This is a genomic window from Kribbella sp. NBC_01484, assembly GCF_036227145.1.
Classification (GTDB): domain Bacteria; phylum Actinomycetota; class Actinomycetes; order Propionibacteriales; family Kribbellaceae; genus Kribbella.
In genome coordinates this window covers 1,399,540-1,425,146 of sequence record NZ_CP109437.1, presented here as the reverse complement: position 1 = coordinate 1,425,146, position 25,607 = coordinate 1,399,540, and the positions used below count along the sequence as shown (strand labels likewise).

The window sequence follows — 25,607 nt, the reverse complement described above, 5'->3', positions numbered from 1 at the left end:
CTCTGGTGGGTCCACCCGCGACAGGGTGGGTTCGCCCACCGGAATACCGCTGGCCAACCCACCAGCTCATGGGCTGACCCATGAGCTGTTAGCAACTTTGGTTGACAGATCGATCGTGTCAACCTAAGTTGCTTATATGACCGAGTTGGTGGATCCCGAGGACCCGGCGGCCGGACTGGCCGCGGTGGTCGCGCTGCGCCGGCTGGCCGACCGGCTGGAGGACAGCCAGGTGGAGCAGGCGATGCGGGCCGGCTGGAGCTGGTCCGAGGTGGCCGAGGTGCTGGGGGTCACCCGGCAGGCCGTGCACAAGAAACACGCCCGGCGGCTCGTCGCCGCCGGCGTCGCCCTGAGGAGGCGTTGATGCCGACGGACGCAAAGGACGTCCGTGCGCTGCTGGTGCGTGGCGCGCGGGACGAGGCACGCCGGGACGGATCCCGGACGATCGAGGCCGAGCATGTGCTGCTCGCGCTGGCCGCTACCCGGACCACGTCCGCCGCGCGGATGCTGGCCGAGGCCGGCCTGACCGAGGACGCGATCCGGGCCGCGCTCGGGCGCGAGTGGGAGCACAGCCTCACCGTCGCCGGGATCGCGGTCCGGATCGGGTTGTTGCCGATGGCAACACCAGAGCGTGGCCGCGATCCGCAGATGGGAGAGTCGACCAAGCTGTTGCTCAAGCGCGCGATGGACGCGCCGCCGAAGATCGGCGCCGGCCGGATCGGCCCGACCCGGATCCTGGTCGGCCTCCTCGACACCGACCGTGGCCGCGTCGCCCGCGCCCTGCAGGTCGCCGGCGTCGACCGCACCGCCCTGCGCGCCAAGGCCGCCGCGGCCCTGGCTCAGGGCGTCCACTAGATCGTTTCGAACGCCGCCATCATGGCCATGTCCTCGTGCTCGAGGTTGTGGCAGTGGATCAGGTACTTGCCTTTGTGCGCGCTGAACCTGACCAGTACGTCGACCACCTCGGCCGGCCGGATAGCCACGGTGTCCTTCCAGCCCGCGTCGTACCCGCCGGGCTTGCCACCGCCGCGGCTGAGCACCTGGAACGGTGCGAGGTGGACGTGCACCGGATGATGGACATCGGTGACGAACGACCAGATCTCGAACTGATCCAGCTTCACCTGGGCCTGCATCACCGCCGGGTCGAACGCCTTCCCGTTGATCGTCCACCCCTGATGCCCGTTCGCGTTGCCGCGGTGGAACAGCCACTTCCGCCGGACGACACCGGCCGGCTCGGGGAGTACGGCGCACGACGAGAGCTTGGCCGGGATACTGCTGTCGTCGGTGGCCTTGCGGGCGACCTTGAAGCGCAGCACATTCGCGTTGTTGTCCAGCTTGTTGACGAGCGTGACCTCGTCGCCCGGCTGGTACTGCGAGAAGTCGACGATCACGTCGAAGCGCTCGGCCGGGGCGATCACCAACGTCCTGAGCTCGACCGGTGCGTCCAGCAGTCCGCCATCGCTGCCGATCTGGACGAATGTCGCCGGGCCTTTGTCGAAGGCGAGTTCGTAGCGGCGGGCGTTGCTCGCATTGAGGAACCGCAGGCGATAGCGGACCGCGTCCACCTCGTGCACCGGCCACGGTGCGCCGTTCACCAGGGTGACGTCGGCGACAACCCCTTCCATGTATGACGTTTCGACGCCGGGACCGTCCTTCGCGGCCGGATACAGGAACGAGCCGTCCGCGGCGAACGCACGGTCCGCGATGACCAACGGGATCTCCCGATCGCCCGCCGGCAAAGGCAAACGATCCTCTTCGTCGTCGCGAATGATGTGCAGACCGAACAGACCGCGATAGACCTGTGGTGCGGTGTAGTCCATCGTGTGATCGTGGTACCAGAGCATCGCGGCCCGCTGCGTGTTCGGGTAGGTGTAGGTCCGGCTGCCCATCTTCATGTCACCGCCGGCCATCATGTGGTGTCCCGAGTGATCTCCATCGGCCGGCATCAGCAGATCCAACGGCCAGCCGTCACTCGAGGCTGGGGTGTGACCACCGTGCAGGTGTACGACGGTCGACACGTCGAGCTCGTTGACCTGCTCGACGACCGTTGTCCGCCCACTCCGGACATCGAAGGTGGGTCCCGGCAGGAGGCCGTCGTACCCCATGACCTCGGTCTTGAGGCCGGGGAGGATCTCCAAGCTGGCCTTGCCTTGTACGACGCGGTAGTAGTCGGCACTCGTGTCGGTGCGGATCGGCTTCTTCACCGGTGGGATCGGGAGTGGCACCTTGAAGGGCTCGGGAAGTGGCGCCTTGCTGCGGAGCAGTTCACCGGCTTGCGCAGGCTTGGCCTCGCTGCCGCAGTTCGTCAAGGTCAGGGCGGCGCCGGTGCCTCCGGCAACGGCCAGGAACCCGCGGCGGGACAGCTTCATCGCTTTGCCTCCCGGCGACTCAGGCGTGCAGTGGGACGGAAGGACCAGACGGTCGTCCAGACGACGGTGATCACGATCGCCGTTCCGAGCGGGATATGGACGGCGAAGTTCCGCTGGTAGCCGAAGACGAGCTGGACGAACTCGGCGACGAACAGCACGGCGGTGAGGACGGTCGGCCAGCTCCGGCCGCCGCCGACCAGCCAGTAGATCGCCGCGACGACGAACTGGATCAGCGCGACCAGCCACACCGACGAGCCGATCGGGCTGTGGATGTTCATCGCGTCGACATTGCCGGACAGGAAGTAGCCGGCCAGGATCGGCTGCGCGACGATGAGTGCGGCGTGGAGAACGAGCACGATCCGGAGGGACACCAGGCTCGCGCGCGGCCGGCGTACCGACTTCTCGACCGGTTCGGCGGTGTGCGTCGTCATACCGGCACCGCCACGCGCTGGCGAGTGGTCCAGACGGCGAAGGCGACCGCGCCGGCGACCAGGGCGACGCCGAGCGGGATGTGGATCGCCAGTTGGCGGGTGTAGCCCATCGCGACCTGGAAGCCTTCGCCCAGCGTGATCAGCAGCGTCGCCGCCGGGGCGAGCAGCCGACCGCCGGACCGCCACCAGATCGTTGCTATGAGCAACTGGAGGAGCCCGGTGAAGGTGAGCGCCAGGCCGGTCGGCTCGTGCATCCGCATCGCGGCGCCGGATCCGTTCAGGTAGATCCCCGCGAAGACAGGCTGCAGGCAGATCGCGACGGCATGGACGCCGGCGACCAGTCTGAGGGCGGTGAAGGACTTCATGTAGACAGACAATAGTAGCCTGGCTACATGTAGATCAATCAGGTATTCCCCGAACCGTCGTCCGGGGGTTTGTCAGGTGAGGTGGCCGAGTGGGGCGACCTCGATCCCAGCGCGTTCGCAGACCCAGTGCGGATCGGGGCCGAGCTCGGGCTCGATCCGCAGCTCGTGGTCGTTGAGGTCGTCGCACGCCGTACAGCGCGGCCAGCGGACGCCGGAGTCGACCAGGCGGTCCTGAACGTCCTGCGCAACCAGCCCGGCGATGTGCTCCGCGCCGTCCGGCCACTGGTCCAGCCACCACTGCCGGCCGGCCACCGCGTCCTCGAGCAACGACACCATCACCGCGTCGTCGAATCCCCGCGCGGCCAGGTCGTGCAGGACCATGGCTCGGGCGGTCAGCAACACCCTTGGCTCACTCATCGCCCTTCAGAGTGCCAGACCGAACCGACAAAACCCCACGCCTCCCTCGCCGCCCACCCACCGGTCACTCCAGGGGAGATTCCCCGGAGTAGCCGGTTCTCCCACCGTATGAAGGCGGGAGAACCGGCACCGCGAGGGGTTATCCGCTCGCGTGGTCAGCCGGCGAGGGCCGGTCGGCGTGGGGCGGGGTCAGCCGGCCGGGGTCAGCCGGCGGTGGGGCAGGCGGGGTCGAGGCGGTCGGCGAGGCGGAGCTCGCGTTCGGCGGCGGAGCGCAGTACGGCGCTGAGCCGGGTGCGGGCCGCGAGAGTACGGCGCGGGGCCGGCTCGTGGTACGGCTGCTGGGGAGCGTTCGGGAGCGCCGACTGCGCGACTGCGCGAGCGTTCTCGACTGCGGTGTTGCCGGCGATGAAGTACGTCATGGTTCTGCTCCCTCCCGAGAGCGTGGTGGGTCGGCCGGCGGCCGGTCCGGCCGTCGGAAGAAGTCGTGCGGTATCAACCCAGGAACCCGGAAGTGGGGCCTAGGTGTGGTGTGGAATTGTCAGCGTCGAGGTGCCGGTCCGCTGCTCTTACGGACGACGAGCTCGGTCGGCATCAGGAGCTGTCGCTCGGTGGTGACCGGGTCCAGCAGCATCCGGCCGACCGCGCGGCCCTTGTCCTTGATCGGCTGGTGGACCGTGGTCAGTCCGGCCGGTCCCGCGGCCGGGATGTCGTCGAAGCCGGCCACGGTCAGATCCCGGCCTGGGGTCAGGCCGCGGACCTTCATCGCCTCCATCGCGCCGAGTGCCTGGACGTCGCTCAGGCCGACGATCGCGGTCGGCCGGTCCTGCGAGTCGAGCACCCACTCCGCGCCGGCGAGCCCGGAGCTGAACGCGTTGTGGCCGCCGGAGACGATCCGCAGCCGCGCGTCCGGCATCGTCTTCTGCAGGCCGCGAATCCGCAGCTCGCAGTCGGTGTAGCCGACCTCGTCCGGCGTCAGCTCCACCGGACGGCCCCCGGCCGCCTGGGCGTTGTCGACCAGTACGACGACGTCGCGGTGACCGAGCCGGGCCAGGTGCTCGCCCAGTTGCGCGGCCGCCTCCACCTCGTCGATGGCGACCCAGGACAGGTCCGGGTGGTCGCCGCGGTCGGTGGACACCGCCGCGATGCCACGGTTGGCGAGGATCTCGAGCGCCGGATGACCACCCGGCACACAGAAGATCGCCGCACCGTCGATGGAGGCCTGCTGGACGGCGTTGCTGCCGCCGGCGATGTCGGTCGAGCTGAGTGGCATCAGCAGCAGGCTGGTGCTGAATTCCTCCGCGACCTCGGCCAGGCCGGCCAGGAAGCCGACCGCGTACGGATCCGAGAAGGCGTAGGACAGCTTGTCGGTGAACAGGACCCCGATCGCACCGGCCTTGCCGCTGCGCAGAGCCCGGGCGGATGCGTCCGGACCGGAGTACCCGAGCTCGTGGGCGGTGCTCAGGATCCGCTCGCGGAGCGCGGCGGACAGTTGGTCGGGCTTGTTGTAGGCGTTGGAGACGGTCGACGGCGACACTCCCACGGCCTTCGCCACGGTTTTCAGGGTGACCCCAGCCATCGTCCGACTCCTTTCTACATCGTTCTACTAAATCGTTCTAGAAAAACGATACAGAAGACCCCGGGGGAGTGCAACACCTATTTCCGCGAGGTCTGACCGGCGGTGCGAGATGATGACCCTCATGGGTTCGTTGCTGGAGGTGATTGCGCTGCATCCCGCCGATGCGGAGGCGGCGCAGGAGGGTGGGGCGGACCGGCTGGAGCTGTGCGCGTCGATGGAGGCGGACGGGTTGTCGCCGTCGGTGTCGACGGTCAGTGCGATCCGGCGGTCGACCGACCTGCCGTTGCGGGTGATGCTGCGGCTGTCGGACTCCTTCACGCTCAGCGGCGCCGAGCAGAACAGGTTGACCGCGATGGCGCAGTCCTACCTCTCGGCCGGCGCGGACGGCTTCGTCCTGGGGTTCCTGACACCCGACAACCAGGTGGATGTCGAGTCGGTGGCCGCCTTGGCCAGCACCTTCGCCGGTACGCCGTGGACGTTCCATCGTGCGATCGACGCCGTACTGGAGCAGGGGCCGGCGTGGCGAGCACTCCGCTCGCTGGCCGGGCTGGACTGCGTGCTGACGGCCGGGTCGTCGATCGGTGTCGCACATGGGCTGGACGATCTGTGCAAACTGGCCAAGGAGGACGCCGCGATCGCCGGCGTGATGATGGCGGGCGGTGGACTCCAGCCGGAGCACGTGCCGTGGCTGTACCAGAGCGGCGTACGGCGTTTCCATGTCGGCTCGTCGGTCCGTCAGGACGGATCGTGGACCAAGGCGTACGTGAACTCCCGCTTCGTGCGTTCCTGGCGCAACCTGCTCGACGCCCAGGACGCGCGCGAATGATCCTCATCGACCCACCGGCCTGGCCGGCCTGGAACCGTCTCTGGTCCCACCTCGTCAGCGACGAGTCCTACGAGGAGCTCCACGCCTTCGCGAAGGCCGCCGGCATCCCCGCCCGCGGCTTCGACCGGGACCATTACGACGTACCAAGCGAGCGGTACGACGACCTGGTCGCTGCCGGTGCGGTCCCGGTGTCCAGTCGGGAAGTGGTTCGTCGATTGATTGCTTCCGGTTTGCGTCACCGGAAAAGACAACGGCCCCCAACCGATTGAGGTTGAGGGCCGTTGGGTCAGTCGAGCAGCTCGGTGACTGTGCCCGCGGCGACGGTGTGGCCGCCTTCGCGGACGGCGAAGCCGAGGCCGACGGTCATGGCGACCGGCTTCTCCAGTTCCACGCCGAGCTCGATGGTGTCGCCCGGCATGACCAGGGTGATCTCACCCAGGTCGATGCCACCGGAGACATCCGTCGTACGGAAGTAGAACTGCGGGCGGTAGTCCGCGGCGAAGGGGGTGTGCCGGCCACCCTCGGCCGTGGACAGTGCGTGCAGGGTCGCCCGGAACGTCCGGTGCGGGTGCACACTGCCCGGCAACGCCACCACCTGGCCGCGACGGACCTCGTCGCGCTTCACGCCACGCAGCAGCACTGCCGCGTTGTCGCCCGCCTCCGCGGACGCCAGCGTCTTGCCGAACGTCTCCATCCCGATCGCCGTACTGGTGACAGTCGGGCCGAGCCCGACCACCTCGACCGCGTCGCCGAGCTTCAGCGAACCGCGCTCGACCGCACCGGTGACCACCGTGCCGCGGCCGCTGATGGTGAGCACGTTCTCGATCGGCATCAGGAACGGCTCGCCCAGCACGCGGTCCGGCACCGGTACGTAGGAGTCGACCGCGTCCAGCAGCTCACCGATCGCGGCGGTCCACTGCGGGTCACCTTCCAGCGCCCGCAGTCCGGAGACGCGGACGACCGGTACGTCGTCGCCCGGGAAGCCGTACTCCGACAGGAGTTCACGGACCTCCAGCTCGACCAGGTCGAGCAGCTCGGGGTCGTCGACGGTGTCCGCCTTGTTCAGCGCGACCACCAGGTACGGCACGCCCACCCGGCGCGCGAGCAGCACGTGCTCCCGCGTCTGCGGCATGGCGCCGTCCTGTGCGGAGACGACCAGGATCGCGGCGTCCACCTGCGCGGCGCCGGTGATCATGTTCTTCACGTAGTCGGCGTGCCCGGGCATGTCGACGTGCGCGTAGTGCCGGGTCGCGGTCTCGTACTCGACGTGCGAGATGTTGATGGTGATCCCGCGCTGGACCTCCTCGGGCGCCCGGTCGATGCCGTCGAACGCCACGAAGTGGTTGACGCTCGGGTCGCGGTCGGCGAGCACCTTGGTGATCGCGGCCGTCAGGGTGGTCTTGCCGTGGTCGACGTGACCCATCGTCCCGATGTTGAGGTGCGGCTTGGTCCGCACGAACTGGCTCTTGGCCATGAAGATTTCCCTTTGCTGTCAGAAGATTCGATGCGAGCCAGGACCCTCCGGGCTGCCTTCCGCAGCGCTGTCACCGCGCGGAGGGGGCCGGTGAGCGACCACCCTCCTCCGCGGGTCCTGCTCAGCAGGAGGAGGGTCGGATTCGCGCGCCGGTGAAGGTTGCTGAATCAGCTGACGCCCACGTGGGAGCGCCCGTCAGGCCGGTGCCTGACAGGTCGGACTCGAAAACCACGCGGGACATGCGGATCACGGTAGGTAGGAACGCTGCCGACGGCAACAGAAATTCCCGCGCCGCGCCGGAGCGGGAGGCGAGGTCAGTTGAGGGCGAAGAGCCTGCTGCCGTCGGAGAAGATGGGGCGGGCGCCGGCGACGGTGACGGCCGGCTTGTTGCAGGTGACCACTTCGGACACTGCGACCGGCTTCGCGGTGGTGCCGGCCAGGATCGGGCGGGGCTGGACGCCGGTGGCGCCGATCATCACCGGTGAGCAGCTTCCGTTCGGCTGCGGCATCAGCGTGACGACCCGCCCGTCCGGCAGCAGTCCGAACCCGTCCCGCGGGTACTCCGGCTGCTGCAGCTTCGGTGGCACCTCCAGCAGGTGGTGCCACTGCGGTGTGCCGTCTGCGGGGCTCGACGCGGAGACGTCGTACGTCTGCGGCTGTCCGACGTCGCTGGCGTTCCGGCAGGTGATCAGGACGAGAGATGCGTGGGTGGCGGCGAGCTGTGCGTCGCACGACGCGGACCCGAGTCGGGGCCGCGGTGTGCCCGGCACCGGGGTTGTCCAGATGATGCGGCCCTCGCCGACATCGACAGACCACTGGAAGAGCGTTCCACCCGCGGCGCCGGTCCAGATCAGTCCGGAGACCTCCCGGGTGTCAGGTACGGCGACCAGGTCGCCGACCCAGGTGGACGGCTCCAGCTCGGCACTCAGGTCGAACCTGCTCCCCAGATCGACCTCCCAGCGCTGGTCACCGGTCTTGACATCCAGACCGCGTACGACGGCACTGTTGCCACCGCACGCGTCGACGACGACCGCCTGGTCGCCGATCAGCTCGCCCTGTGTCACGTTGCAGCGCAGTTGCGTGCGCCAGTGCGTCGGACTGCTCACGCCGTGGGCCACGACGTAGTTGTCCTCCGCCACCAGCAACTGGTCTTGGTCGACGGCCAGGGCGGTCCCGTCGGTGTGGACCTCGGTCAGCACCTTTCCGCTCACCGCATCGAGTACTGCGTACGTCGGCAGGTCGATGCCCGCCGGATCGCGATAGTCCGCGGACGGGAGGTGCGCGGCGATGGTCCGGCCGTCAGCGGAGACCAGGAGGCCCTTGGAGCCACTGGACGCGGCGTCCTGGACGTCGGAGCGCGAGTACCGCCAGCGGATCTGGCCGGTGGTCGCGTCGGACATGACCACGCCGTCGGAGCGCAATTCGGCCACGCCGCCCGCCGTACCAGCGATAGCGCCCGTGGCGGGCACTTCGCGGCTCCAGGCGAGCGTCCCGTCGAGCTGCACCGGCATCTGGTTGGGGGCGATGGTGGTCGTCGTACTCACCGTGTTGGCGGTCTCCAGCCGGGCCTGTACGAACGGCTCACCGGCCGACACCACGATCCAGGCCAGTAGCGCTGCGCACGCCACAGTGGCGCCGAGACCCAGCGTCCGCGGCGGAGCCTGCGCGTACGGCGGTGCGAGCCGCAGCCGTCTCGCCAGAGACAAGAGCGCACCAGCCAGCACCAAGGCGACGGACGCGAGCATCAGGTACGGCCAGCGCTCGGACATGGCCGCACCGGGCTGTGCGGCCGGCCAGCTCCACCAGCAGATGCCGACAGCGACCACTCCGACCACTGCGAACACAAGTGCAGGGATGCTCAACAGCCGCGGTTGGGTTCGGCGGAACCATGCGCAGGCCAGTCCGGCCGACAGCGCCGTACCAGCGATCGGCGTCCAGACCGGGAAGCCGCTGACGTCGTCCGGGCCGGCGGGCCACTTGGCGGCCGCGCCGAGGCCGCGGCCGAGCAGGACCGAGGAGGCGATGACCACACCGAGCGCCGCACCGAAGTAGATGACCGGGATCAGCCCGCCGATCGGCCGGGCGGCCTTAGGGCCTAAGGTGCCGACCTCCCGGGCGATGTTGTCGCGGGCTGCTCGCTCCCAATGGTCATGACCTCGGGTGGTCGCGTACAGCCGGGTCCCGGCCAGGCTCTGCAGGAACGAGATCCGGCCGCGGGCGAAGTCCCGGTCGGCGATGTGCCCGTACTCCTGCCGGATGCCGGCGGAGTACTCGTCGTACCGCTGCGGTACCGCGCTCAGGATGCGCAGATCGGCGTCGCACAGGACGGCGCCGTTGCGGTCGTCCGGCTCGCAGTCGTGCTTGGCGGTCAGGCGGACCAGCCGGCCGATCTCCTCGACCCGCCCGGCCTCGACGCCGTACGCCGCCAGCTCGAGCTCGGCCAGCTGGGCCGAGACCTCCTCGTTCTCGCCGGGGTCGGCCTGAGGGTCGTAGATCGCGTCGTGGAACCACGCCGCCAGCCGGACCGTGTCCGCGTCGTCGGCGGCGTCGGCCAGCTCGTCGATGGTCTCCAGGACCTCGGTCAGGTGCCGCTGGTCGTGATAGTGCCGCTGTTGCTCTGCGTAGCGAGCCAGCAGGTCTTCGCCCAACGGTTGCGCGTGCGGCAGCAGGCGATTCCACTGGTCGCGCAAGTCCATGGCTGGGAGTCTCGCACTCCCCGGGAGCCTGTACCGACCGATCCGGGGCTCCCGGATAGGGTCGTGGCCAAAGCGATATCGGCTCGTCACCTAGCCGCTTCGATGGGTGCACCAGGCACCGAATTCCAGCGGTGAAATTGCGGTGCAGGTCACAGTTCCGGCGCGAGGAGAAGTGCATGCGATTCGGGTTGGTCGGCACGGGTTCCTGGGCTCGGCGGACGCATGGACCGGGGTTGAACGCCGCATCCGGCGTGGAACTGGTGGGCGTGTGGGGGCGACACGCCGACAAAACCAGGGCGCTCGCGGGGGAGCTGGATGTTGCGCCATACGGCGACTACGCGGAGTTACTGGAGTCGGTGGATGCGGTCGCGTTCGCCGTACCGCCGAAGGTGCAGGCGTCGATGGCGCTGGAGGCCGCCGCCGTGGGCAAGCATCTGCTGCTGGACAAGCCGGTCGCGGACTCGCTGGACGACGCCCGGGCGTTGGCGGACGAGGCCGCGGACGAGGGCATCGCGTCGGTGGTGTTCTTCACCAGCCGGTTCCAGCAACCGCTGCGGTCGTTCTTCGCGGAGATCCGGGCGCGGGGAGGCTGGAAAGGCGGCTGGACCCGCATGCTCGCCGCCCTCGACGAACCGGGCAAGCCGCTCATCGACTCACCCTGGCGACGCGAGCGGCGTGGTGCCATCTGGGACGTCGGCCCGCACGCCCTGGCCAACCTGACCGCGATGCTCGGCCCGATCGTCGAGCTGGCCGCCGTCGGCGGTGCCGGCGGCCTGGTCCACCTCGTCCTCACCCACGAGTCCGGAGCCACCAGCACCGCCAGCATCTCGCTTTCTGCTCCGCCCCTGGGCAGCAACTTCGAGACCGGCGTCTGGGGAGAGACCGGTACGGCGCTCCTGCCGGCCGCCGAGACGTCCGCGATCGATGCGTTGCGACTCGCTGCTGAGGAGTTGGTCGCCGCGGCCGAGTCGGGCGAGTCGCACCCCGTCGACGTCGCCTTCGGCACGCGCATCGTCGAGCTCCTCGCCGCTGCCGAGCTGCAGCTCGCCTGACGTCCGGAGCGCCGTACACCTCGATCAGCTTGCGCGGCGTTGAACATGTGTTTAGTCTATTGAACATGCGTTCAGAAGACCTCACCGCGCGGGCCAGGATCCGCAATGCGGCGGTCGAGCTGTTCGCCCGGGACGGCTTCGAGAAGACCAACCTGCGGGCGATCGCGGCGGCCGCGGGCGTCAGTGCCGGCCTGGTCATTCACCACTTCGGCAGCAAGGACGGGTTGCGGGCGGCCTGCGACGAGTTCGTGCTCCAGGTGCTGACCCGCCGGGCCCGGGCGGCCGGGACACCGGATCTGCTGGGCGAGTACCTGGCGGATCCGGACGGCTATCGGCGGCAGGTGCAGTACATGACGCGGGCGATGGCGGAGGACTCGCCGGCCGCGCAGACCTTCGTCGACCGCATCGTCGGCGAGTCGGAGGCGGTGCACCGGGCGGGGGTGGACGCCGGCCGCATGCGCGAGTCATCGGATCCGCGGGCGCTCGCAGTGCTGAACGTGCTGCTCAGCCTGGCCACGTTGACGATGCCGCCGGCCCTCGCGCGAGCGCTCGGCCAGGAGGAGTTCGGGCCGGACGTGCTGCGCCGGCTGGCGGTGCCGACGCTCGAGCTCTACACGTACGGCCTCTACACCGACGACACCGCGCTGCGGACGGCAGCCGCGGCAGATGAGGAGATGAGCCAATCATGACGATCACGCTCCCGGTCTTCGACCAGCTGGAGGACAGTCTCTGGCTGACGTTGTGCGGCCGGGCGCTGGACAACCGGCGCGAAGACCCGTTGCTGCGTGACGAGCTGGCGGACCAGATCGTCCGTACGGTCGATTACGACTACGGCAAGCTCAAGATCAGCCCGAGCAGCGTGATCTACATCGCGCACCGGGCGCTGAAGCTGGACGAGATCGCCCGCGACTTCGTCACCCGTCATCCGGACGCGATCGGGCTCGACCTCGGTGCCGGGCTGGACTCGCGCGCGACGCGGATCGACGTACCACCGACGGTGGACTGGTACGACGTCGACTTCCCCGACGTGATCACCGCGCGGCAGCAGCTGGTCCCGGCGCGCCCGCACGTGCACAACCACGCGGCTGATCTCGCCGAGCCCGGTTGGCTGGACCGGATCCCCACGGACCGGCCGGCCGTCATCGTCGCGGACGGGCTGCTCGCGTTCTTCCCGCTGGCGGAGTGGAGCGCGATCCTGAACCGGATCATCGAGCATTTCCCGAGCGGCGAGATCGCCTTCAACGGATACTCGACCTTCGCCGTCAAGGCCGCGAAGGTGTATCCCGGCGCGAAGGCGGTGCGGGCGATCATGCGCTCGGAGGGTTTCGACGATCCGCACACCCCGGAGAGCTGGAACCCGAAGCTTCGGCTGGTGCGGGAGATCCTGCTGACCCGGGAGCCCGAGATCGAGCGGTTCCCGGCAGGACTGCGGTGGGCCAACCGGCTGTCGGCCCGGAGTGAGTCGTTGTCCCGGCGCGGGAACGTCGTACTGCACTATCGCTTCTGAATCAGCCGCTGCTGGATCAGCGCAGTGCGATGACGGTGTCGGTGCCAGAGGTGAGGACGAGGTTGCCGATGGCGCGAGGGTCGCGGCCGCAGGAGATGCCGGTGGGGAGCGGGACCTGACGGAAGCCGGTGCTGCCGATCACGTTGGCGACGCACCCGGTCGTGCCGCGGCCGAGCGAGATCACGCGGGCGTCGGCGGTGACGGTCACCTTCATGCGCGGGCTGACCGGTGCGGTCGTCTGCCAGGCGGTCAGGCCGGTGTTGGCGTCGATGGCCGTGACCACGGTCTTGCGGTTCTCCAAGGTGCTGGGACCTGGGCAGTCCACGACGACCAGGTACTTGCCGGCCGCGTTGAGCAGCGTCCGGCACGCCCAGGTCCGCGGCACCGGCCAGCGCCAGCGGACGTCACCTGTCCGCGGATCGATGGCAGCGAGGGCGACAGGTGCGTCGGAATCGTCGCCAGGCTCGGCCACGACCACCAGGCCGGCCACAACGACGGGTCGGCGGTAGGCGTCGGCGGAGGCCTTGGTCCACAGCCTCTTCCCGGACTTCAGATCCAGTGCGGTCATCTCGTCGGGCTCGTCGTTGCAGCTGTGCCCCACGAACGCGACCACGGTCTCAGCGGTCGCGACCGCGCCCAGATCCGTGCAGCCGCCCGGCTCGAACGTCCAGCGCTCGTGTCCATCCGGGTCGACGCCGTGCAGTTTGCTGGAGCCGCCCGGCGCCGGCCCGCCGGTCAGTAGTGGTTGCGCCTGCTGGATCAGGCGGTCGCGGGTGTGGCCGGGCCACGCGGCCTTGCGGTGACCGGTCCTCGCGTCGAGCAGCAGGTAGCCGACGTCGGCGAACTCTGCGAGCACGTAGTCACCGTCGCCGGTCGCCACGATGTTCGGCTGCTCGTCGGAATCGGACCGGCTGTAGCGCCAGCGCAGTACGCCGGTCGCGGCGTCGAGCATCTCGATCACGCCGCTCTGCCGGGGGACGGCGATGCCGTACCTGGTGCCGATCGCCTGCTCGGCCCCGGAGCCCGGCAGTGACTTGCTGACCCAGGCGACCGTGCCGTCGAGGACGGACGGGGACGCCTTGCCTGCCTCGTTCGGTGTGCCTTCCACTCGCTCGTTGGAGCTCAGCACGTAGTTGCGGGCCACGGGCTGGATGATCAACAGCAGGATGAGTGCCACCGTGGCCGGCACTGCCAGCCAGGCGAGTTGCTGACCGGGGTTGCGGGCGGGGAGGAAGCGGGCAGTTCTCGTGCGCAATAGCGAGGCGACCAGTGCTGCGGAGCCGGCCAGCAGGAGCAGGAGCAGGGCAGCGATGAGCAGCGGAACGCGCAGGCCCACGCCGACGGCTGGGTTGATCCTCGGGACCCGAGCCCAGGCGACGAGCAGTCCGGTGACAGCAATCGCGACCACCGCACCTGCGATGAGTCGAGAGCGTTGGCTGGCACTGCGGGCGCAGCGGAACAGCAGCGGTGCGCTGAAGAACGCGACGACGGCCAGCACGACGGGAGGCCAGCCGGCCTCGTTCTGGGCGGTCGGGACCTGCCATGAGGCACCGGATGCGGCGATGGAGACCACGGCGGCGGCGATCGCGCTGAAGATGGCGGTGGCGGTCAGGGCGGCTTGTTGCCAACCACGCCAGGGTGCTGGGAGTTGGCTGTCCAGCCCGGCGAGCTCTGACTCGAGGTTGACCCGGGCGACCGGGCCGAGTCGTTGGCGGGCCAGTTGGGTGCGGTAGAGGTGGCCGTCGAGCAGTTCGCGGACCTCGTCGTACCGCTGCTCGAGTGCGGCCTTGCGGTCGCCCGTGTCCCGCCGTACTTCGGCGGTGTGGACGGCGTACCGGCTGGGGTCGGCGGAGAGGATCGCGTTGACGGCGTCGAGGAGTACGTCGCCGTTCGCGTCGCGCCGGGGTGGTGCGTAGGAGTCGGGTGGGGGTGCGGCGAGCTCGCCGGTGAGGCGGATCAGGCGGGCGACTTCCGCGATCCGGATCGGTGGTACGCCGTACTGCGGGAGGATCTGCTGGGCCAGCCGGGCGGATGCCTCGGCGTCCTCGGCCGGTGTGCCGCCCGGCTCATGGACCGCCCGGTGGAACCAGGCCGCGAGCCGGACCGACGTCGGGTCGGTGGACAGCTGGATCAGTGAGTCCAGCGCCGTCAGCACGATCTCCAGGTACTGGTCGCGGTAGGCCCGGCGCGTCCGTTCTACGTACCTCGCCACCAGTTCATCCGCGAGCGAGGCGGAGCCGGGCACCAGCTCGCCCCACCGCCCACGCAGCTCGACCACTGCCCCAGTTTGCCAGTCCGACCCCTACAACGAACGCTCGATCACCCGACCGGCAGCTTGCGGTTGCGGTGCGAGGCTCGCACAGGGCTACCGGCGGGCGGCGAGGACGCCGGAGAGGAGGCCGGGGTAGAGGGACTCGAGGTCGGTGCGGCGGAGCTTGCTGATCCGCCGGGTGCCTTCGGTGTGGGTGGACAGGACGCCGGCCTCGCGGAGGATGCGGAGGTGGTGCGCCCGGGTCGAGGCGGTGACGGGGAGGTCGATCTCGCCGCAGGCGATGCCCTGGGGCACGTCGGCGAGGGCGCGGACGATCTGCAGCCGGACCGGTTCGCCGAGGGCCTGAAGCACCGTCTCGACGCGGATGGCATCGCGCTCAGGCTGCGGGAGTTCCTTACTACTCATATGTCCATGATACGACGCACGTCGAAGTTCGATGATCTTCGTAGTACGATGACGGTCGAACTATTGAACCTCGTCCGGAAGGTCTCCGATGTCCGCACGGATCTACCTGCTCGGCGCCGGCGCGTTCGCGGTCGGCACCAGCGCGTACGTCGTGTCCGGCGTACTGCCCGACGTCAGCTCCGAGCTCCACGTCTCGCTGACCGCCGCGGGCCAGCTCGCCACCGCGTTCTCCCTGTCGTACGCCGTCGGCGCGCCGATCCTGTCCACACTGACCGGCCGGTGGGAGCGTCGTACCCTCCTCATCGCCGCACTCGTTCTGGCCGCGCTGGGCAACCTCATCGCCGCGGTCGCCACCGACTACCCAGTGCTGATCGTCGGTCGTGTGGTGGCCGCCTTCGGTGCCGCCGTCTACACCCCCGCCGCCACTCTCTTCGCGACAGGACTGCTGCCACCCGAGGAACGCGGTAGGGCCGTTGCCATCGTGTTCGGCGGTCTGACCTTCGCTCTGGTGCTCGGTGTGCCGGCCGGCAGCCTGCTCGGTCCGACGCTCGGCTACAAGGGTGTCTTCGCCCTGATCACGGTCATCGCCGTACTGGTCGCCATCGTCGAGCGGGCCGCGCTTCCGAGGGTGGACGCGCCTCCTGTGGTCAGTCTGCGCGAGCGGTTCGCCGGTGTGACCGATCGGCGGGTGCAGATCGTTCTGGCGATGACCGTCCTCGGAGTGCTCGGCGCCTTCAGCGTCTACATCTACATCGTGCCGCTGCTGAAGCACTCCGCCGGTTTGACCGGCAGTGTCACCGGCATCCTGCTTCTCGTGTACGGCGTGGGCGCCGTGGTCGGGAACCTGGTCGGAGGACGCGCCACGGACCGATTCGGCAGCCTGCGCACGCTCCTGGTCCTGCTGACCGGCCTCACTGCCGTCGTCGGCACGCTGGACCTCACGATGACCACCGAGGTCGGCGCGGCTGCGGCCTTGTTCATCTGGGGCATGTTCACGTGGGCCTTCAACCCGCCGATCCAGAACCTCCTGCTGGAGCTCGGCGGTGGCCTGCTGATCTCGCTCAACGCGTCCGCGATCTACCTGGGCGCAGGACTGTCCGCTGTGGTGGGCGGTCTGGTCATCCAAGCATTCGGTGTGAGCTACCTGCCGCTGCTGTCCGCCGTGCTCTCGCTGGCGGTGCTCGGCCTGCTGTTCGCGCTCTGGCGCGACTCGGCTCTCCAGCGAGTCGAGGAGCTGGAGCGCGAAGAGGACATCTATCTCACAGCTGCAGCCGACTGATCACTGAGTGGTACCCCGGCTAGGGCAGGCTAGCGCCCATGTGTCTGCTCGCCGGGGTCCTCTTCGTGTCGACCGTGCTCGCACCGACGGCGGCCGTGCCCGGTCCGGATCCGGCGTCCGTTGTGGGTGGCTGGAAGACCTCGTCGGTGTACGTCGACCCGTCGCAGCGCCCCCTGGTCCCCGACAAGGACGCCGCCGAGTTGGCCGGGCGGGTGCGCGATCAGGATCCGGCCATCCGGATCGCAGTGGTCCCGGTGGCGGCCTTGAACGGGAGTGGTGACAACAGCGCCGCCGCCCGTGCGTACGTCGACAAGCTGGTGGACCTGCAGCGGGCCGATGGCATCTATCTGGTCGTGTTCGGCGGGGCGATCACCTGGGGGAGCGCGGTCGGGGTCGACACCCCGATCGCCGGCATTCTGACCGACGAGCTGGACAAGCACAGCCGCTCCGATCCGGTCGGCACGCTCAACGGAGTGCTGGACCAACTCGACGTACCCAAAGCTTCGAGCGGCCCGCCTGGCTGGCTGTGGCCGGCTCTGATCGTGCTCATTCTCCTGGTCGCCGGCGGCCTGGCCCTGCGCTGGTGGAAGTCGCGGCCCGGTAAGGACGAAGGCCCTGCGCTCTATCGACCGTCGTACGCCGTCCTGCCGGATGAGGCCGACAGTCTGTCGGAGCGGAGGGCGCTGGCGCGCGAGGACGTGACGCGGTTCGGCGAGGAACTGGATACCGCGGACGTGCGTCTGGACGGCGTGAACACTGCGGCAGACGTGCAGGCGGCGATGGATGCGTACGCCGACGCCGGCCGCCTGGTCGACGGCGAGCCCGATGACGACAAGCTGCGCGAGGTCCGGACCACTGTCGAGTACGGGCGCTGGCGGCTCGCCTGCGCCCAGGCACTCGTCGCGGGAACGCCCAAGCCGGCACGACGGGCGGCCTGCTTCTTCGACCCCGCTCACGGCACGTCCGTGACGGATTGGATGTACACGCCAACCGGCGGGCGGCCCCGGGAAGTCCCGGTCTGTGGTGCCTGTCGCGACGGGCTCTCGGGAGGAACACGATGAAACGACTGCTCGGTGCGCTCGCACTGGTCGCGGCCTCGATGCTGCCGGGGGTACCGGCGCACGCGGCCACCGACCCCGACGTCTACCTGAACGCCGTGGCCGGCAACCTCGGCGACCCTGGTGTCTGGGTCGACCCGGACGTCAAGGAGCTGACACCGGCCGAGGTCGCGGAGCTGGACGCCGCGGCGAAGAGTGCCGCGGCGCCGATCCGGATCGCGGTGATCCCCGCGGCCAAGATCAACACCTCGGACAGCGACTACTTCGTGAACCTCGCCTGGGAGGGCGAGGAGATCGCGGACCAGCTCTACGACCGCGTCGGCGTCGAGGGTGTGTACGCCGTACTGGTCGATGCGGACTCGGAGTCCGACGGACGTGGTTTCCACGCCGTCCAGCGAGCCGACCACGGGCCGACGTACCACGTGGGGGACGCGGTGGACCAGGCGGTCGACTGCTGTGCGCCGGACTACCAGGACATGCTGGTCAGGTTCATCCAACGAGCTCAGCAGGTCGACAAGCCGTTCTACGTCGACGCAGCGCCGTACGCCGGTGGTGTCGCCGGACTGATCGGGCTCTTGTTCGGCGTGACCGCGCTGGACGCTCGCCGGGGACGCCGGAAGGACGAGAAGGAGCACCTGGAGGTCACGCGGCCGCTGCTGAACGAGGAGATCATCGCGCTGTCGCAGCAGGTCTCAGCGCTGCCGACGACGTCCGACCCGCAGCAGTCCAAGCTCTCCAAGGATGTGCTCGACACAGTCGAGAAGGCCCGGCACAGACTCGACGCGGCCAAGGGTGACGCGGACGTCGAGGCGGTGACGTCGCTGCTGGGATCAGCCCGCTACGGGCTGGTCTGCCTGGACGCCGTACGTGCCGGCAAGCCGATCCCCGAGCCGACGGCACCCTGCTTCTTCGACCCGCGCCACGGGCCCAGCACGGACACCGTCGAGTGGCAGCCGGAGCGGGGGAGCGTCCGCGAGGTCAGCGTGTGTGCGGCCTGCAAGCAGCGGGCGGTGGCCGGCGAGGAACCGCAGGTCCGGATGGTCGAGGAGTGGAGCGACCACCTGCGGCCGTACTGGATGGTCGGCGAGGGCATGTCCGCGTACATCGACGGCTACTGGTCGCAGGGCGACGGCCGGCGCTGGTGGTTCCCCGACGACGACGCGCGCCGGACTGGCGAGCGGATGCGGGCGCGGTGGCGCTCCCGGCGCCTCGGTGCGCGGTTCAGCCGGTGGAGCTCTGACGTCGGGTCCTCTATGAGCAGCTGGTCGGCGTCCTCCGGCACCGGCTCGGACGGCGGCAGCGGCTGGTCCAGTGGCTCCCGCCGTCGCAGCTCCTGGTCCTCCCGCACCCGGTCGAGCGGCGGAGGTTCGTCGCGGCGCTCGTCGCGGCGATCAGGCGGCTCGCGTGGCTTCTAGTACGTCAGGCAGGTCTTTGCTGTGCAGGACGGCCAGCGACGTGACCGCACGGGTGAGGCAGACGTAGAGGCGGCGGAGGCCGGTCCGCTCGTCGGCCTCACCGGCCACGATGCCGGCCGGCTCCACCAGGACGACGTGGTCGAACTCGAGGCCCTTCGCCAGTGAGGCGGGTACGACGTCCAGGTGCGCGTCGACGTCGTCCTCGTCACCCAGCACGGAGAAGGCGATTCCCTTGTCCTGCAAGGCCTGCCGGGTCGCCGGAACCAAGGCATCCGGGACGATCAGACCGATCGAGCCGAGCCGCGCCGACACCTCGTCGACGGTCGTCACCGCGGCGGCCAGGCTGTCCGGCACCCGGTCGATGATCAGCTCACCGCGCGCCCGTCGTACGGCGGTCGGCGGGGTGAGATGTGGTGCGATCAGGGGGAGCAGGCGGGCGGCGTACTCGATCACCTGGCCGGGGACGCGGAAGCCCGCGGTCAGCTCCTCGGTGTGGGCGCCGGTCTTGCCCAGGTGCTTCAATGCCTCGTCCCACGACGGTGTGGCCCACGGAGTGGTGCCCTGGGCGATGTCGCCGAGCACTGTCATCGAGCCGGTCGAGCACCGCCGACCGACTGCGCGCAGCTGCATCGCGGACAGATCCTGTGCCTCGTCCAGCACCACGTGACCCAATGACGGCGTCCGGTCGACCAGATCGGCGATCTCGTCGATCAGAGTGGCATCGGCGACCGACCACTTGGCGGCTCCGGCCGACCGCGGCACCTTGTCCCAGATCAGGAGCGCCTGCTCTTCAGCAGTGAGGAGCCCGTCGGCGTGCTCGGCCAGCAGTCCCGGGTCGGTGAAGAGGCGGAAGAGCAGCTTCGCCGGATCCACAGCGGGCCAGAGTGCTTCGGCGTACTGCTTGACCGGGCGGCTCCGGGCCACCGAGTCCTGCACCCGGTCGTCCGGTGAGTCACCGGCCGCCTCCATCCGCAGCAGAACGGCGTGCGCCAATCGCTGCGGCAACATCGACCGGCCGGCGCCGTACCGGACTCCACGCGTCTCAAGCTCGGCGACCAGCTCCTCGGCCTGGTACGTCGGGACCCGCCACCGGTGTGATCCCCGCGGCACCACCAGCGCCTCCGTCGGCATCCGCACCTGCGACCACACAGCCCGATGCAGTACGCCGGCCATCCGCGCATCGCCCTTGAGTACGTCGACCGCCGCCGGACCCGGCCCCGCCACCCGCACCCGGGCGACCAGCTCCTCGACCGTGGTCTGCTTCGCCTCGATCTCACCCAACGCGGGCAGCACGTCGCCGATGTAGCGCAGGAAGCTCGCGTTCGGCCCGACCACGAGCACTCCGGCCCGGCTGAGCTGGTCGCGATACGCATAGAGCAGGTACGCCGCGCGGTGCAGACCGACCGCGGTCTTCCCGGTCCCGGGGGCGCCTTGGACGCAGATGGTGTCGTCGACCCCAGCCCGGACGATCACGTCCTGCTCCGGCTGGATGGTCGCCACGATGTCGCGCATGGGGCCGGAACGCGGTCGCTCGATCTCCGCGTCGAGGATGTCGCTGTGTTCGTCGGCCGGCGCGCTCGAGGTGAGGTCCTCGTCCTCGAAGGCCGTCATCTCGCCATGCGTGAAGCCGAACCGGCGGCGTACCCCCACGCCCATCGGCTCGGTCCGGCTGGCCCGGTAGAACGGCACGGAGATGTCCGCCCGCCAGTCCACCACCAGCGGCTCGCCCTGGTCGTCGTTCACGTGCCGCCGGCCGATGTGGAACGTCTCGTCGGTGGCCTCGAGGTAGTCCAGCCGGCCGAAGAACAGCGGCACGTCCGGGTCGTCCTCGAGCTCCTTCATCCGCCGCCAGATCGCGGCCTGCAGGTACTCCTGGTTGACCCGGTCGGCGCTGTGGACCTCCAGCGCGCCGGTCTTGTCCCGCATCACCGCCAGCGCGGCTCGCGAGCTCTTCAGGTAATCCTTCTCGGCCTGGAGGATGTCGGTCGTATCGGGGGGCATGCGGGACCTCCGGCGGGAGTCAGGGGGAGCCTCGCCACGTTACTTGAGCACCTGCCGCGGGGAAACCGAATTACGCGTCCGCGGCCGGTCGTCGTGCAGGCCGGGGCGGAGCAGCAGCGGCAGGCTGACGCCCAGCAGGAGCAGTACGACGATGCCGTCCAGCCAGTAGTGGTTCGCCGTCACCACGACCACGGTGAACGTGATGATCGGGTGCAGCAGCCACAGCCAGCGCCACTTGGACCGGGTGATCAGGATCATCGACAGGGCGATCAGCGACGCCCACCCGACGTGCAGGCTGGGCATGGCCGCGAACTGGTTCACCGGGCCGCCGGAGTGCTCCGCGCCGTAGACCGACTGGCCGAACCGCAGCCCGGTGTCGACGAACCCGGGCATCATCCGCGGCGGTGCCAGCGGGAACGCGATGTGCCCGACCAGTGCCAGCCCGGTCACCGACACCATCGTCCACCGGACGTGTGGGTAGGCCTTCGGCCGCCAGATGCTCAGCCAGAGCAGTACGGCGGCGGTCAGTGGAGCATGCACGCTGGCGTAGTAGAGGTTCGCTCCCTCGACCAGGTGCGGGAACTTCAGTGCCGCGTGCTGGACCGAGGCCTCGTTCGGCAGGTGCAGCCAGCTCTGGAAGGACAGCACCTCATGGGCGTTGCTGAACGCGGACCCGGTATGTCGCGCGGCGATCTGCCGGCCCGCACTGTAGACGAGGAAGAGGGTGGCCAACAGGACCGCCTCCCTGACCACCCGCCAGAAGACCTGCGCCCCGCGCTGTCCCTGCTCTTCCCCACCCTGCCCCACCCGCTCCAGCGCCTCTATCCCCATACTCCTCGACGGTACCTGCCATACCCCGAGGATTTGCCCAGGCGCAACCCTGGCGTTGCCCTGGGCAACCCCTGGCCGCGCTCAGGGGCACCGTTCGTGACGTGCTCGTCACGCCGTTGCGATCATCCCTTGACGGCACCGGTCAGCACGCCCTTGGCGAAGTACCGCTGCAGGAACGGGTAGACGAGCAGGATCGGCACGATCGAGACGACCAGGATCGCCATCTGGATCGACGCCTGCGGTGGCAGCCGCTCGGTGCCGAGCTCCGCGCTGCCCAGCTGGGCGTCGTTGATCACGTAGGTGCGCAGCACCAGCTGCAACGGCGACAGTCTGGAGTCGTTGAGGTACAGCAGCGCGGAGAAGAACGCGTTCCAGTAGGCCACCGCGTAGAACAGCCCGATCACCGAGAGCACGGCCTTGGACAGCGGCAGCACGATGTAGGTGAACGTCTCCAGCTCACCCGCGCCGTCGATCCGGGCGCTCTCGGTGATCTCGGTCGGCAGGTTCATGAAGAACGCCCGCAGTACGACGACGTTGAACGCGCTCACCATCGTCGGCACGATCAGCGCCCAGATGCTGTCCAGCAACCCGACGCCCTTGACGGTCAGGTACAGCGGGATGATGCCGGGGGAGAACAGCATGCTGAACAGGATGACCAGCAGGATCGGCCGCCCGGCGACGAACCCAGGCCGGGACAACGCGTAGGCGAGCAGGCACGACACGGTCAGGCTGAGCAATGTGCCGACCACGGTCACGAAGATGCTGACGAACAGCGCCTGCGTCACCACCCCGCCGGAGAACAATGACTCGTACGCGGCGAAGTTGACCGACTTCGGGAACAGCACCAGCCCGCCGGACTCGTTGATCTGCTTGTTCGGCGCCACGCTGGTCGAGATCACCCCGACGAACGGGACGATCACCACCGCGCAGAACACCAGCAGGACCAGTCCCTTGAAGACCCGCATCGGCCAGGAGGGCATCGGCACGCCCTGGACGATCTTCCGGCGAGGCGCGACTCTGCGGGCCACGATCGTCTGCGTCATCGGTTGTACACCCCTTGCTCCCCGAAGATGTGGGCGACCTTGTTCGCGGTGAGCACGAGGATGACCCCGACGATGCCCTTCACCAGGCCGACCGCGGCCGCCACGCCCCAGGCGCCACCGAGCACGCCGTTGTTGTAGACGTAGGTGTCGAGGACCTCACTGACGTCCCGGCCGACCGCCGGCTGCTGCAGGATGATCTGCTCGAAGCCGACGGTCAGCGAGTCGCCGAGCCGCAGGATGAACAGCAGGATGATGATCCCGCGCAGCCCGGGCAGGGTGACGTGCCACAGCTGTTTCATCCGGCTCGCACCGTCCACGCCGGCCGCCTCGTACAGCTGCGAGTCGATCTGGGACAGGGCGGCCAGGAACAGGATCGTCGCCCAGCCGGTGTCCTTCCAGATGATCTGCGACGTCAGCAGGACGTGGAACAGGTCCGAGTTCCCGATGATGTCGAGCGTGGCGAGGTCGTGCGAGCGCAGGTAGTTGTTCAGCAACCCGCTGCCACCGAGCATCTGCTGGAACAGCGCGACCACGATCACCCAGGACATGAAGTGCGGCAGGTAGAGGATGCTCTGCGCGATCCGCTTGATCCGCTCGGAGAACAGCGAGTTCAGCAGCAGGGCCAGCAGGATCGGCGCAGGGAACACGAAGACCGACTGCAGGCTGGTCAGGATCAGCGTGTTCTTCAACGCCCGCAGGAACGCCGGGTCGCCGTTGAAGATCACGCTGAAGTTCGCCCAGCCGGACCAGTCGCTGCCGCCGATGCCCAGGAACGGCTGGTAGTCCTTGAACGCGATCACGTTGCCGAGCAGCGGCACGTAGTGGAACGCGATGATCAGCGCCGTCCCGGGCAGCGCGAACAGCAGCAGCACCCGGTCCCGGAGCAGTCGCCGCCCCAGGCTCAGCCGCTGCCGCGATCGCGTCTTCGAACGTTGGAGCATCTACTTCCCTGCCGTGTCGGCGAGCGCTTGCTCGAGCTCGGTCCGCATCTTGTCGCCGCCCGCGGACTTCCAGGTCTGCACCGCCGCGGTCCAGTCGGACACCGGCTTCTTGCCCTGCGCGATCTGGCCTTCCAGGTCGGTCATCGTCTTCGCGAGCTGCGGCTGCTTCTTCGACTGGGTGTCGGAGTACAGCCCGTACGACGCGTCGTACACGAGCCGTTTCGCGACCTTCTCCTGGATCGCCTGCTGCTTCTGCGGTACGTCCGGCTTGCCGGCCCAGTACAGCGCCAGGGTGCTGTCGCTGATGTACTGCAGGCCGATACCGGTCTCCACCACTCCGACCTTGGTCGGCACCGGATCCGTGCCCTGCAGGGTGTAGTGCCGGCCCGCGACGCCGTACTTGCGGAACAGGTACTCCTCGGTGCCGAAGGGCGCGGCCATCCAGTTCGCGATCTTCAGCAGCGTCTCGGCCGTGTGCTTGCTGTCCTTGCTGAACGAGGTGACGTTGTTCAGCGCCGAGCCCATCCACGGGCTGCCCTCGCCACCGTCGAAGCCGGGCACGTCGAGCATGTTCACCGCGAACGCGTCGCCGGCGGTGTTGTCGGAGTAGTACTGGTTCCACGCCACGAAGCTGTCGTAGTCGAACGCGGCGGTACCGCCGTTGAACCACTGCTTGCGCGCGCTCGCCTTGTCGTTGAACGCGTCCGGGTTGATCACGCCGGCGGCGACCATCTTGCGGGCCGCCTCGAGCGCCTCGAGTTGCGCCTCGTGCTCGTACATCGAGGTGAACTTGCCGCCGTCCTCCTTCCAGACGTTCGGGACGCCGAGCATCTGCCGGATGGTCGACAGCGGCACCCTGGTCCAGGCCCACTTGTTCTGCTTGGCCGCGGTCATCTCCTTGGCCAGGTCGAAGAACTCCTGGAAGTTCTTCGGGGCCGGGTCCTTGATGCCCTTGGCGGCCAGCAGGTCCTCGCGGTACAGGGCCAGTGAGGTCCGCGACATCCCGCGCGGCACCGGGACGCCGTAGATCGCGCCGTTGAAGACGCAACCCTTCCAGTACTCGGTCGGGATGTTCGCCAGGAACGGGTACTTGCTGACCGCGTCACCGGACAGGTGCTCGGTCAGATCCATGCACTTGGCCTTCACCAGGCCGGGGATCTGCACGGTGTCGACCGGGATGTTCAGGATGTCGGGCAGGTCGCCGCCGGCGATCCGGGTGGCGAACTTGTCCTTGTACTCGTCGTTCGAGGCCATGCTGATCTGCAGTTCGGAGCCGAGCCGCTGGTTCACGGCCTGCCAGAACGGGTTCTTGTCCGCGGCCGGCGGGATCGCGCCCGGGATGTTGGTCAGGAACGTGATCGGCTTGCCGTCGCCGGGGACGTCGGTGATCACCTTGGCGGGGTTGGCCGGGTACTTGAGGAAGCCGTCCAGCACCACGTCGGTGCCGGGCAGGTCGGGCTTGATCTCGCCGTACCTGGTGTACGTCGGCAGTTTCACCGCCGCGTTGGCGGCCGCGGTGTTCTTCTTGTCCGACGCGCACCCCGCCAGCAGCGGCGTACCCGTGACCGCGACAGCGGCGGCGGCCAGGCCGCCGCCGAGGAAAGTTCTTCTGCTGACTGGCATGAGGCCTCACTTCCATCGGAGGGCCACAC

The 25,607-nt window shown here is 69.0% G+C and carries 25 protein-coding genes; 10 read left to right on the top strand and 15 right to left on the bottom strand.

Annotated elements, in window-relative coordinates:
• Positions 1 to 136: 136 nt before the first annotated feature.
• A complete protein-coding gene (locus tag OG555_RS06880; RefSeq protein WP_327637732.1) occupies positions 137 to 361 on the top strand; it encodes a hypothetical protein in 225 nt (74 codons plus the stop codon).
• A complete protein-coding gene (locus OG555_RS06875) occupies positions 361 to 852 on the top strand; it encodes a Clp protease N-terminal domain-containing protein (protein ID WP_329481976.1) in 492 nt (163 codons plus the stop codon). The genes OG555_RS06880 and OG555_RS06875 overlap by 1 nt, the downstream gene beginning before the upstream one ends.
• On the opposite strand, the gene OG555_RS06870 is transcribed toward OG555_RS06875, so the two are convergent.
• The 6 genes from OG555_RS06870 to OG555_RS06845 all read right to left on the bottom strand — a co-directional run bounded on the left by OG555_RS06870 (position 849) and on the right by OG555_RS06845 (position 5,155).
• The gene (locus OG555_RS06870; protein ID WP_329481975.1) at positions 849 to 2,366 is read right to left on the bottom strand and encodes a multicopper oxidase family protein; all 1,518 of its coding nucleotides are present in this window, start codon (positions 2,364 to 2,366) and stop codon (positions 849 to 851) included. The genes OG555_RS06875 and OG555_RS06870 overlap by 4 nt on opposite strands.
• Positions 2,363 to 2,797, bottom strand: coding sequence for a hypothetical protein (locus tag OG555_RS06865; protein WP_329481974.1), 435 nt, complete (start codon positions 2,795 to 2,797; stop codon positions 2,363 to 2,365). The genes OG555_RS06870 and OG555_RS06865 overlap by 4 nt, the downstream gene beginning before the upstream one ends.
• A complete protein-coding gene (locus tag OG555_RS06860; protein ID WP_329481973.1) occupies positions 2,794 to 3,162 on the bottom strand; it encodes a hypothetical protein in 369 nt (122 codons plus the stop codon). The genes OG555_RS06865 and OG555_RS06860 overlap by 4 nt, the downstream gene beginning before the upstream one ends.
• A 72-nt stretch (positions 3,163 to 3,234) precedes the next feature.
• Complete coding sequence (locus OG555_RS06855; protein ID WP_329481972.1) at positions 3,235 to 3,579, bottom strand: hypothetical protein; 345 nt, start codon at positions 3,577 to 3,579, stop codon at positions 3,235 to 3,237.
• A gap of 203 nt (positions 3,580 to 3,782) precedes the next feature.
• Positions 3,783 to 3,998, bottom strand: a complete 216-nt coding sequence (locus OG555_RS06850; protein ID WP_329481971.1) for a hypothetical protein — start codon at positions 3,996 to 3,998, stop codon at positions 3,783 to 3,785.
• Between the two features lie 119 nt (positions 3,999 to 4,117).
• Positions 4,118 to 5,155: a LacI family DNA-binding transcriptional regulator gene (locus tag OG555_RS06845; protein WP_329481970.1), complete on the bottom strand. Its 1,038-nt coding sequence runs from the start codon at positions 5,153 to 5,155 to the stop codon at positions 4,118 to 4,120.
• Between the two features lie 121 nt (positions 5,156 to 5,276).
• On the opposite strand from OG555_RS06845, the gene OG555_RS06840 reads away from it, so the two are divergent.
• Positions 5,277 to 5,981, top strand: a complete 705-nt coding sequence (locus OG555_RS06840; protein ID WP_329481969.1) for a copper homeostasis protein CutC — start codon at positions 5,277 to 5,279, stop codon at positions 5,979 to 5,981.
• Positions 5,978 to 6,250 carry a DUF4031 domain-containing protein gene (locus tag OG555_RS06835; protein ID WP_329481968.1) on the top strand — a complete coding sequence of 91 codons (273 nt, stop codon included), beginning with the start codon at positions 5,978 to 5,980 and terminating at the stop codon, positions 6,248 to 6,250. The genes OG555_RS06840 and OG555_RS06835 overlap by 4 nt, the downstream gene beginning before the upstream one ends.
• Before the next feature lie 17 nt (positions 6,251 to 6,267).
• On the opposite strand, the gene tuf is transcribed toward OG555_RS06835, so the two are convergent.
• Entirely contained in the window at positions 6,268 to 7,455 is a 1,188-nt protein-coding gene (gene tuf, locus OG555_RS06830) for an elongation factor Tu (RefSeq protein ID WP_329481967.1), read from the bottom strand.
• 314 nt (positions 7,456 to 7,769) lie between these two features.
• Positions 7,770 to 10,151, bottom strand: coding sequence for an outer membrane protein assembly factor BamB family protein (locus OG555_RS06825; RefSeq protein ID WP_329481966.1), 2,382 nt, complete (start codon positions 10,149 to 10,151; stop codon positions 7,770 to 7,772).
• A 176-nt stretch (positions 10,152 to 10,327) separates the two neighbouring features.
• Here OG555_RS06825 and OG555_RS06820 point away from each other — a divergent pair, with 176 nt between their 5' ends.
• From OG555_RS06820 to OG555_RS06810, 3 genes are all read left to right on the top strand, one after another.
• Positions 10,328 to 11,203: a Gfo/Idh/MocA family protein gene (locus tag OG555_RS06820; protein WP_329481965.1), complete on the top strand. Its 876-nt coding sequence runs from the start codon at positions 10,328 to 10,330 to the stop codon at positions 11,201 to 11,203.
• A gap of 65 nt (positions 11,204 to 11,268) precedes the next feature.
• Positions 11,269 to 11,892, top strand: a complete 624-nt coding sequence (locus OG555_RS06815; protein WP_329481964.1) for a TetR family transcriptional regulator — start codon at positions 11,269 to 11,271, stop codon at positions 11,890 to 11,892.
• Positions 11,889 to 12,710 carry a class I SAM-dependent methyltransferase gene (locus OG555_RS06810; RefSeq protein WP_329481963.1) on the top strand — a complete coding sequence of 274 codons (822 nt, stop codon included), beginning with the start codon at positions 11,889 to 11,891 and terminating at the stop codon, positions 12,708 to 12,710. Before OG555_RS06815 ends, OG555_RS06810 begins: the two co-directional genes overlap by 4 nt.
• 16 nt (positions 12,711 to 12,726) lie before the next feature.
• On the opposite strand, the gene OG555_RS06805 is transcribed toward OG555_RS06810, so the two are convergent.
• Together OG555_RS06805 and OG555_RS06800 are read right to left on the bottom strand one after the other, a co-directional pair.
• Positions 12,727 to 14,988: an outer membrane protein assembly factor BamB family protein gene (locus tag OG555_RS06805; RefSeq protein ID WP_329481962.1), complete on the bottom strand. Its 2,262-nt coding sequence runs from the start codon at positions 14,986 to 14,988 to the stop codon at positions 12,727 to 12,729.
• 87 nt (positions 14,989 to 15,075) lie between these two features.
• Positions 15,076 to 15,387 (bottom strand): ArsR/SmtB family transcription factor, encoded by a 312-nt coding sequence (locus tag OG555_RS06800; RefSeq protein WP_329481961.1) that lies wholly within the window; start codon positions 15,385 to 15,387, stop codon positions 15,076 to 15,078.
• Between the two features lie 88 nt (positions 15,388 to 15,475).
• Here OG555_RS06800 and OG555_RS06795 point away from each other — a divergent pair, with 88 nt between their 5' ends.
• From OG555_RS06795 to OG555_RS06785, 3 genes are read left to right on the top strand one after another with little or no spacing between them, the layout of a single operon-like run.
• Positions 15,476 to 16,666: an MFS transporter gene (locus OG555_RS06795; protein ID WP_329481960.1), complete on the top strand. Its 1,191-nt coding sequence runs from the start codon at positions 15,476 to 15,478 to the stop codon at positions 16,664 to 16,666.
• A gap of 38 nt (positions 16,667 to 16,704) precedes the next feature.
• Positions 16,705 to 17,727: a hypothetical protein gene (locus OG555_RS06790; RefSeq protein ID WP_329481959.1), complete on the top strand. Its 1,023-nt coding sequence runs from the start codon at positions 16,705 to 16,707 to the stop codon at positions 17,725 to 17,727.
• Complete coding sequence (locus OG555_RS06785) at positions 17,724 to 19,139, top strand: hypothetical protein (protein ID WP_329481958.1); 1,416 nt, start codon at positions 17,724 to 17,726, stop codon at positions 19,137 to 19,139. Before OG555_RS06790 ends, OG555_RS06785 begins: the two co-directional genes overlap by 4 nt.
• On the opposite strand, the gene OG555_RS06780 is transcribed toward OG555_RS06785, so the two are convergent.
• The 5 genes from OG555_RS06780 to OG555_RS06760 form a co-directional block, all read right to left on the bottom strand.
• Entirely contained in the window at positions 19,116 to 21,140 is a 2,025-nt protein-coding gene (locus OG555_RS06780) for a HelD family protein (RefSeq protein ID WP_329481957.1), read from the bottom strand. The genes OG555_RS06785 and OG555_RS06780 overlap by 24 nt on opposite strands.
• A 39-nt stretch (positions 21,141 to 21,179) precedes the next feature.
• Positions 21,180 to 21,971 (bottom strand): phosphatase PAP2 family protein, encoded by a 792-nt coding sequence (locus OG555_RS06775; RefSeq protein ID WP_329481956.1) that lies wholly within the window; start codon positions 21,969 to 21,971, stop codon positions 21,180 to 21,182.
• Positions 21,972 to 22,093: 122 nt separating this feature from the next.
• A complete protein-coding gene (locus OG555_RS06770; protein WP_329481955.1) occupies positions 22,094 to 23,014 on the bottom strand; it encodes a carbohydrate ABC transporter permease in 921 nt (306 codons plus the stop codon).
• Positions 23,011 to 23,955, bottom strand: a complete 945-nt coding sequence (locus OG555_RS06765; protein ID WP_329481954.1) for an ABC transporter permease — start codon at positions 23,953 to 23,955, stop codon at positions 23,011 to 23,013. Before OG555_RS06765 ends, OG555_RS06770 begins: the two co-directional genes overlap by 4 nt.
• Positions 23,956 to 25,578: an ABC transporter substrate-binding protein gene (locus tag OG555_RS06760; protein ID WP_329481953.1), complete on the bottom strand. Its 1,623-nt coding sequence runs from the start codon at positions 25,576 to 25,578 to the stop codon at positions 23,956 to 23,958.
• Positions 25,579 to 25,607 lie beyond the last annotated feature (29 nt).

What these genes read in the sequence shown, in the direction of transcription:
- OG555_RS06835 (WP_329481968.1), top strand. Translation starts at nt 5,978, where the DNA reads ATGATCCTCATCGACCCACCGGCCTGGCCGGCCTGGAACCGTCTCTGG.
- OG555_RS06825 (WP_329481966.1), bottom strand. Translation starts at nt 10,151, where the DNA reads ATGGACTTGCGCGACCAGTGGAATCGCCTGCTGCCGCACGCGCAACCG.
- OG555_RS06860 (WP_329481973.1), bottom strand. Translation starts at nt 3,162, where the DNA reads ATGAAGTCCTTCACCGCCCTCAGACTGGTCGCCGGCGTCCATGCCGTC.
- OG555_RS06845 (WP_329481970.1), bottom strand. Translation starts at nt 5,155, where the DNA reads ATGGCTGGGGTCACCCTGAAAACCGTGGCGAAGGCCGTGGGAGTGTCG.
- OG555_RS06855 (WP_329481972.1), bottom strand. Translation starts at nt 3,579, where the DNA reads ATGAGTGAGCCAAGGGTGTTGCTGACCGCCCGAGCCATGGTCCTGCAC.
- OG555_RS06810 (WP_329481963.1), top strand. Translation starts at nt 11,889, where the DNA reads ATGACGATCACGCTCCCGGTCTTCGACCAGCTGGAGGACAGTCTCTGG.
- OG555_RS06795 (WP_329481960.1), top strand. Translation starts at nt 15,476, where the DNA reads ATGTCCGCACGGATCTACCTGCTCGGCGCCGGCGCGTTCGCGGTCGGC.
- OG555_RS06875 (WP_329481976.1), top strand. Translation starts at nt 361, where the DNA reads ATGCCGACGGACGCAAAGGACGTCCGTGCGCTGCTGGTGCGTGGCGCG.
- OG555_RS06815 (WP_329481964.1), top strand. Translation starts at nt 11,269, where the DNA reads ATGCGTTCAGAAGACCTCACCGCGCGGGCCAGGATCCGCAATGCGGCG.
- OG555_RS06850 (WP_329481971.1), bottom strand. Translation starts at nt 3,998, where the DNA reads ATGACGTACTTCATCGCCGGCAACACCGCAGTCGAGAACGCTCGCGCA.
- OG555_RS06775 (WP_329481956.1), bottom strand. Translation starts at nt 21,971, where the DNA reads ATGGGGATAGAGGCGCTGGAGCGGGTGGGGCAGGGTGGGGAAGAGCAG.
- OG555_RS06820 (WP_329481965.1), top strand. Translation starts at nt 10,328, where the DNA reads ATGCGATTCGGGTTGGTCGGCACGGGTTCCTGGGCTCGGCGGACGCAT.
- OG555_RS06880 (WP_327637732.1), top strand. Translation starts at nt 137, where the DNA reads ATGACCGAGTTGGTGGATCCCGAGGACCCGGCGGCCGGACTGGCCGCG.
- OG555_RS06770 (WP_329481955.1), bottom strand. Translation starts at nt 23,014, where the DNA reads ATGACGCAGACGATCGTGGCCCGCAGAGTCGCGCCTCGCCGGAAGATC.
- OG555_RS06790 (WP_329481959.1), top strand. Translation starts at nt 16,705, where the DNA reads ATGTGTCTGCTCGCCGGGGTCCTCTTCGTGTCGACCGTGCTCGCACCG.
- OG555_RS06865 (WP_329481974.1), bottom strand. Translation starts at nt 2,797, where the DNA reads ATGACGACGCACACCGCCGAACCGGTCGAGAAGTCGGTACGCCGGCCG.
- OG555_RS06785 (WP_329481958.1), top strand. Translation starts at nt 17,724, where the DNA reads ATGAAACGACTGCTCGGTGCGCTCGCACTGGTCGCGGCCTCGATGCTG.
- OG555_RS06840 (WP_329481969.1), top strand. Translation starts at nt 5,277, where the DNA reads ATGGGTTCGTTGCTGGAGGTGATTGCGCTGCATCCCGCCGATGCGGAG.
- tuf (WP_329481967.1), bottom strand. Translation starts at nt 7,455, where the DNA reads ATGGCCAAGAGCCAGTTCGTGCGGACCAAGCCGCACCTCAACATCGGG.
- OG555_RS06800 (WP_329481961.1), bottom strand. Translation starts at nt 15,387, where the DNA reads ATGAGTAGTAAGGAACTCCCGCAGCCTGAGCGCGATGCCATCCGCGTC.
- OG555_RS06760 (WP_329481953.1), bottom strand. Translation starts at nt 25,578, where the DNA reads ATGCCAGTCAGCAGAAGAACTTTCCTCGGCGGCGGCCTGGCCGCCGCC.
- OG555_RS06765 (WP_329481954.1), bottom strand. Translation starts at nt 23,955, where the DNA reads ATGCTCCAACGTTCGAAGACGCGATCGCGGCAGCGGCTGAGCCTGGGG.
- OG555_RS06780 (WP_329481957.1), bottom strand. Translation starts at nt 21,140, where the DNA reads ATGCCCCCCGATACGACCGACATCCTCCAGGCCGAGAAGGATTACCTG.
- OG555_RS06870 (WP_329481975.1), bottom strand. Translation starts at nt 2,366, where the DNA reads ATGAAGCTGTCCCGCCGCGGGTTCCTGGCCGTTGCCGGAGGCACCGGC.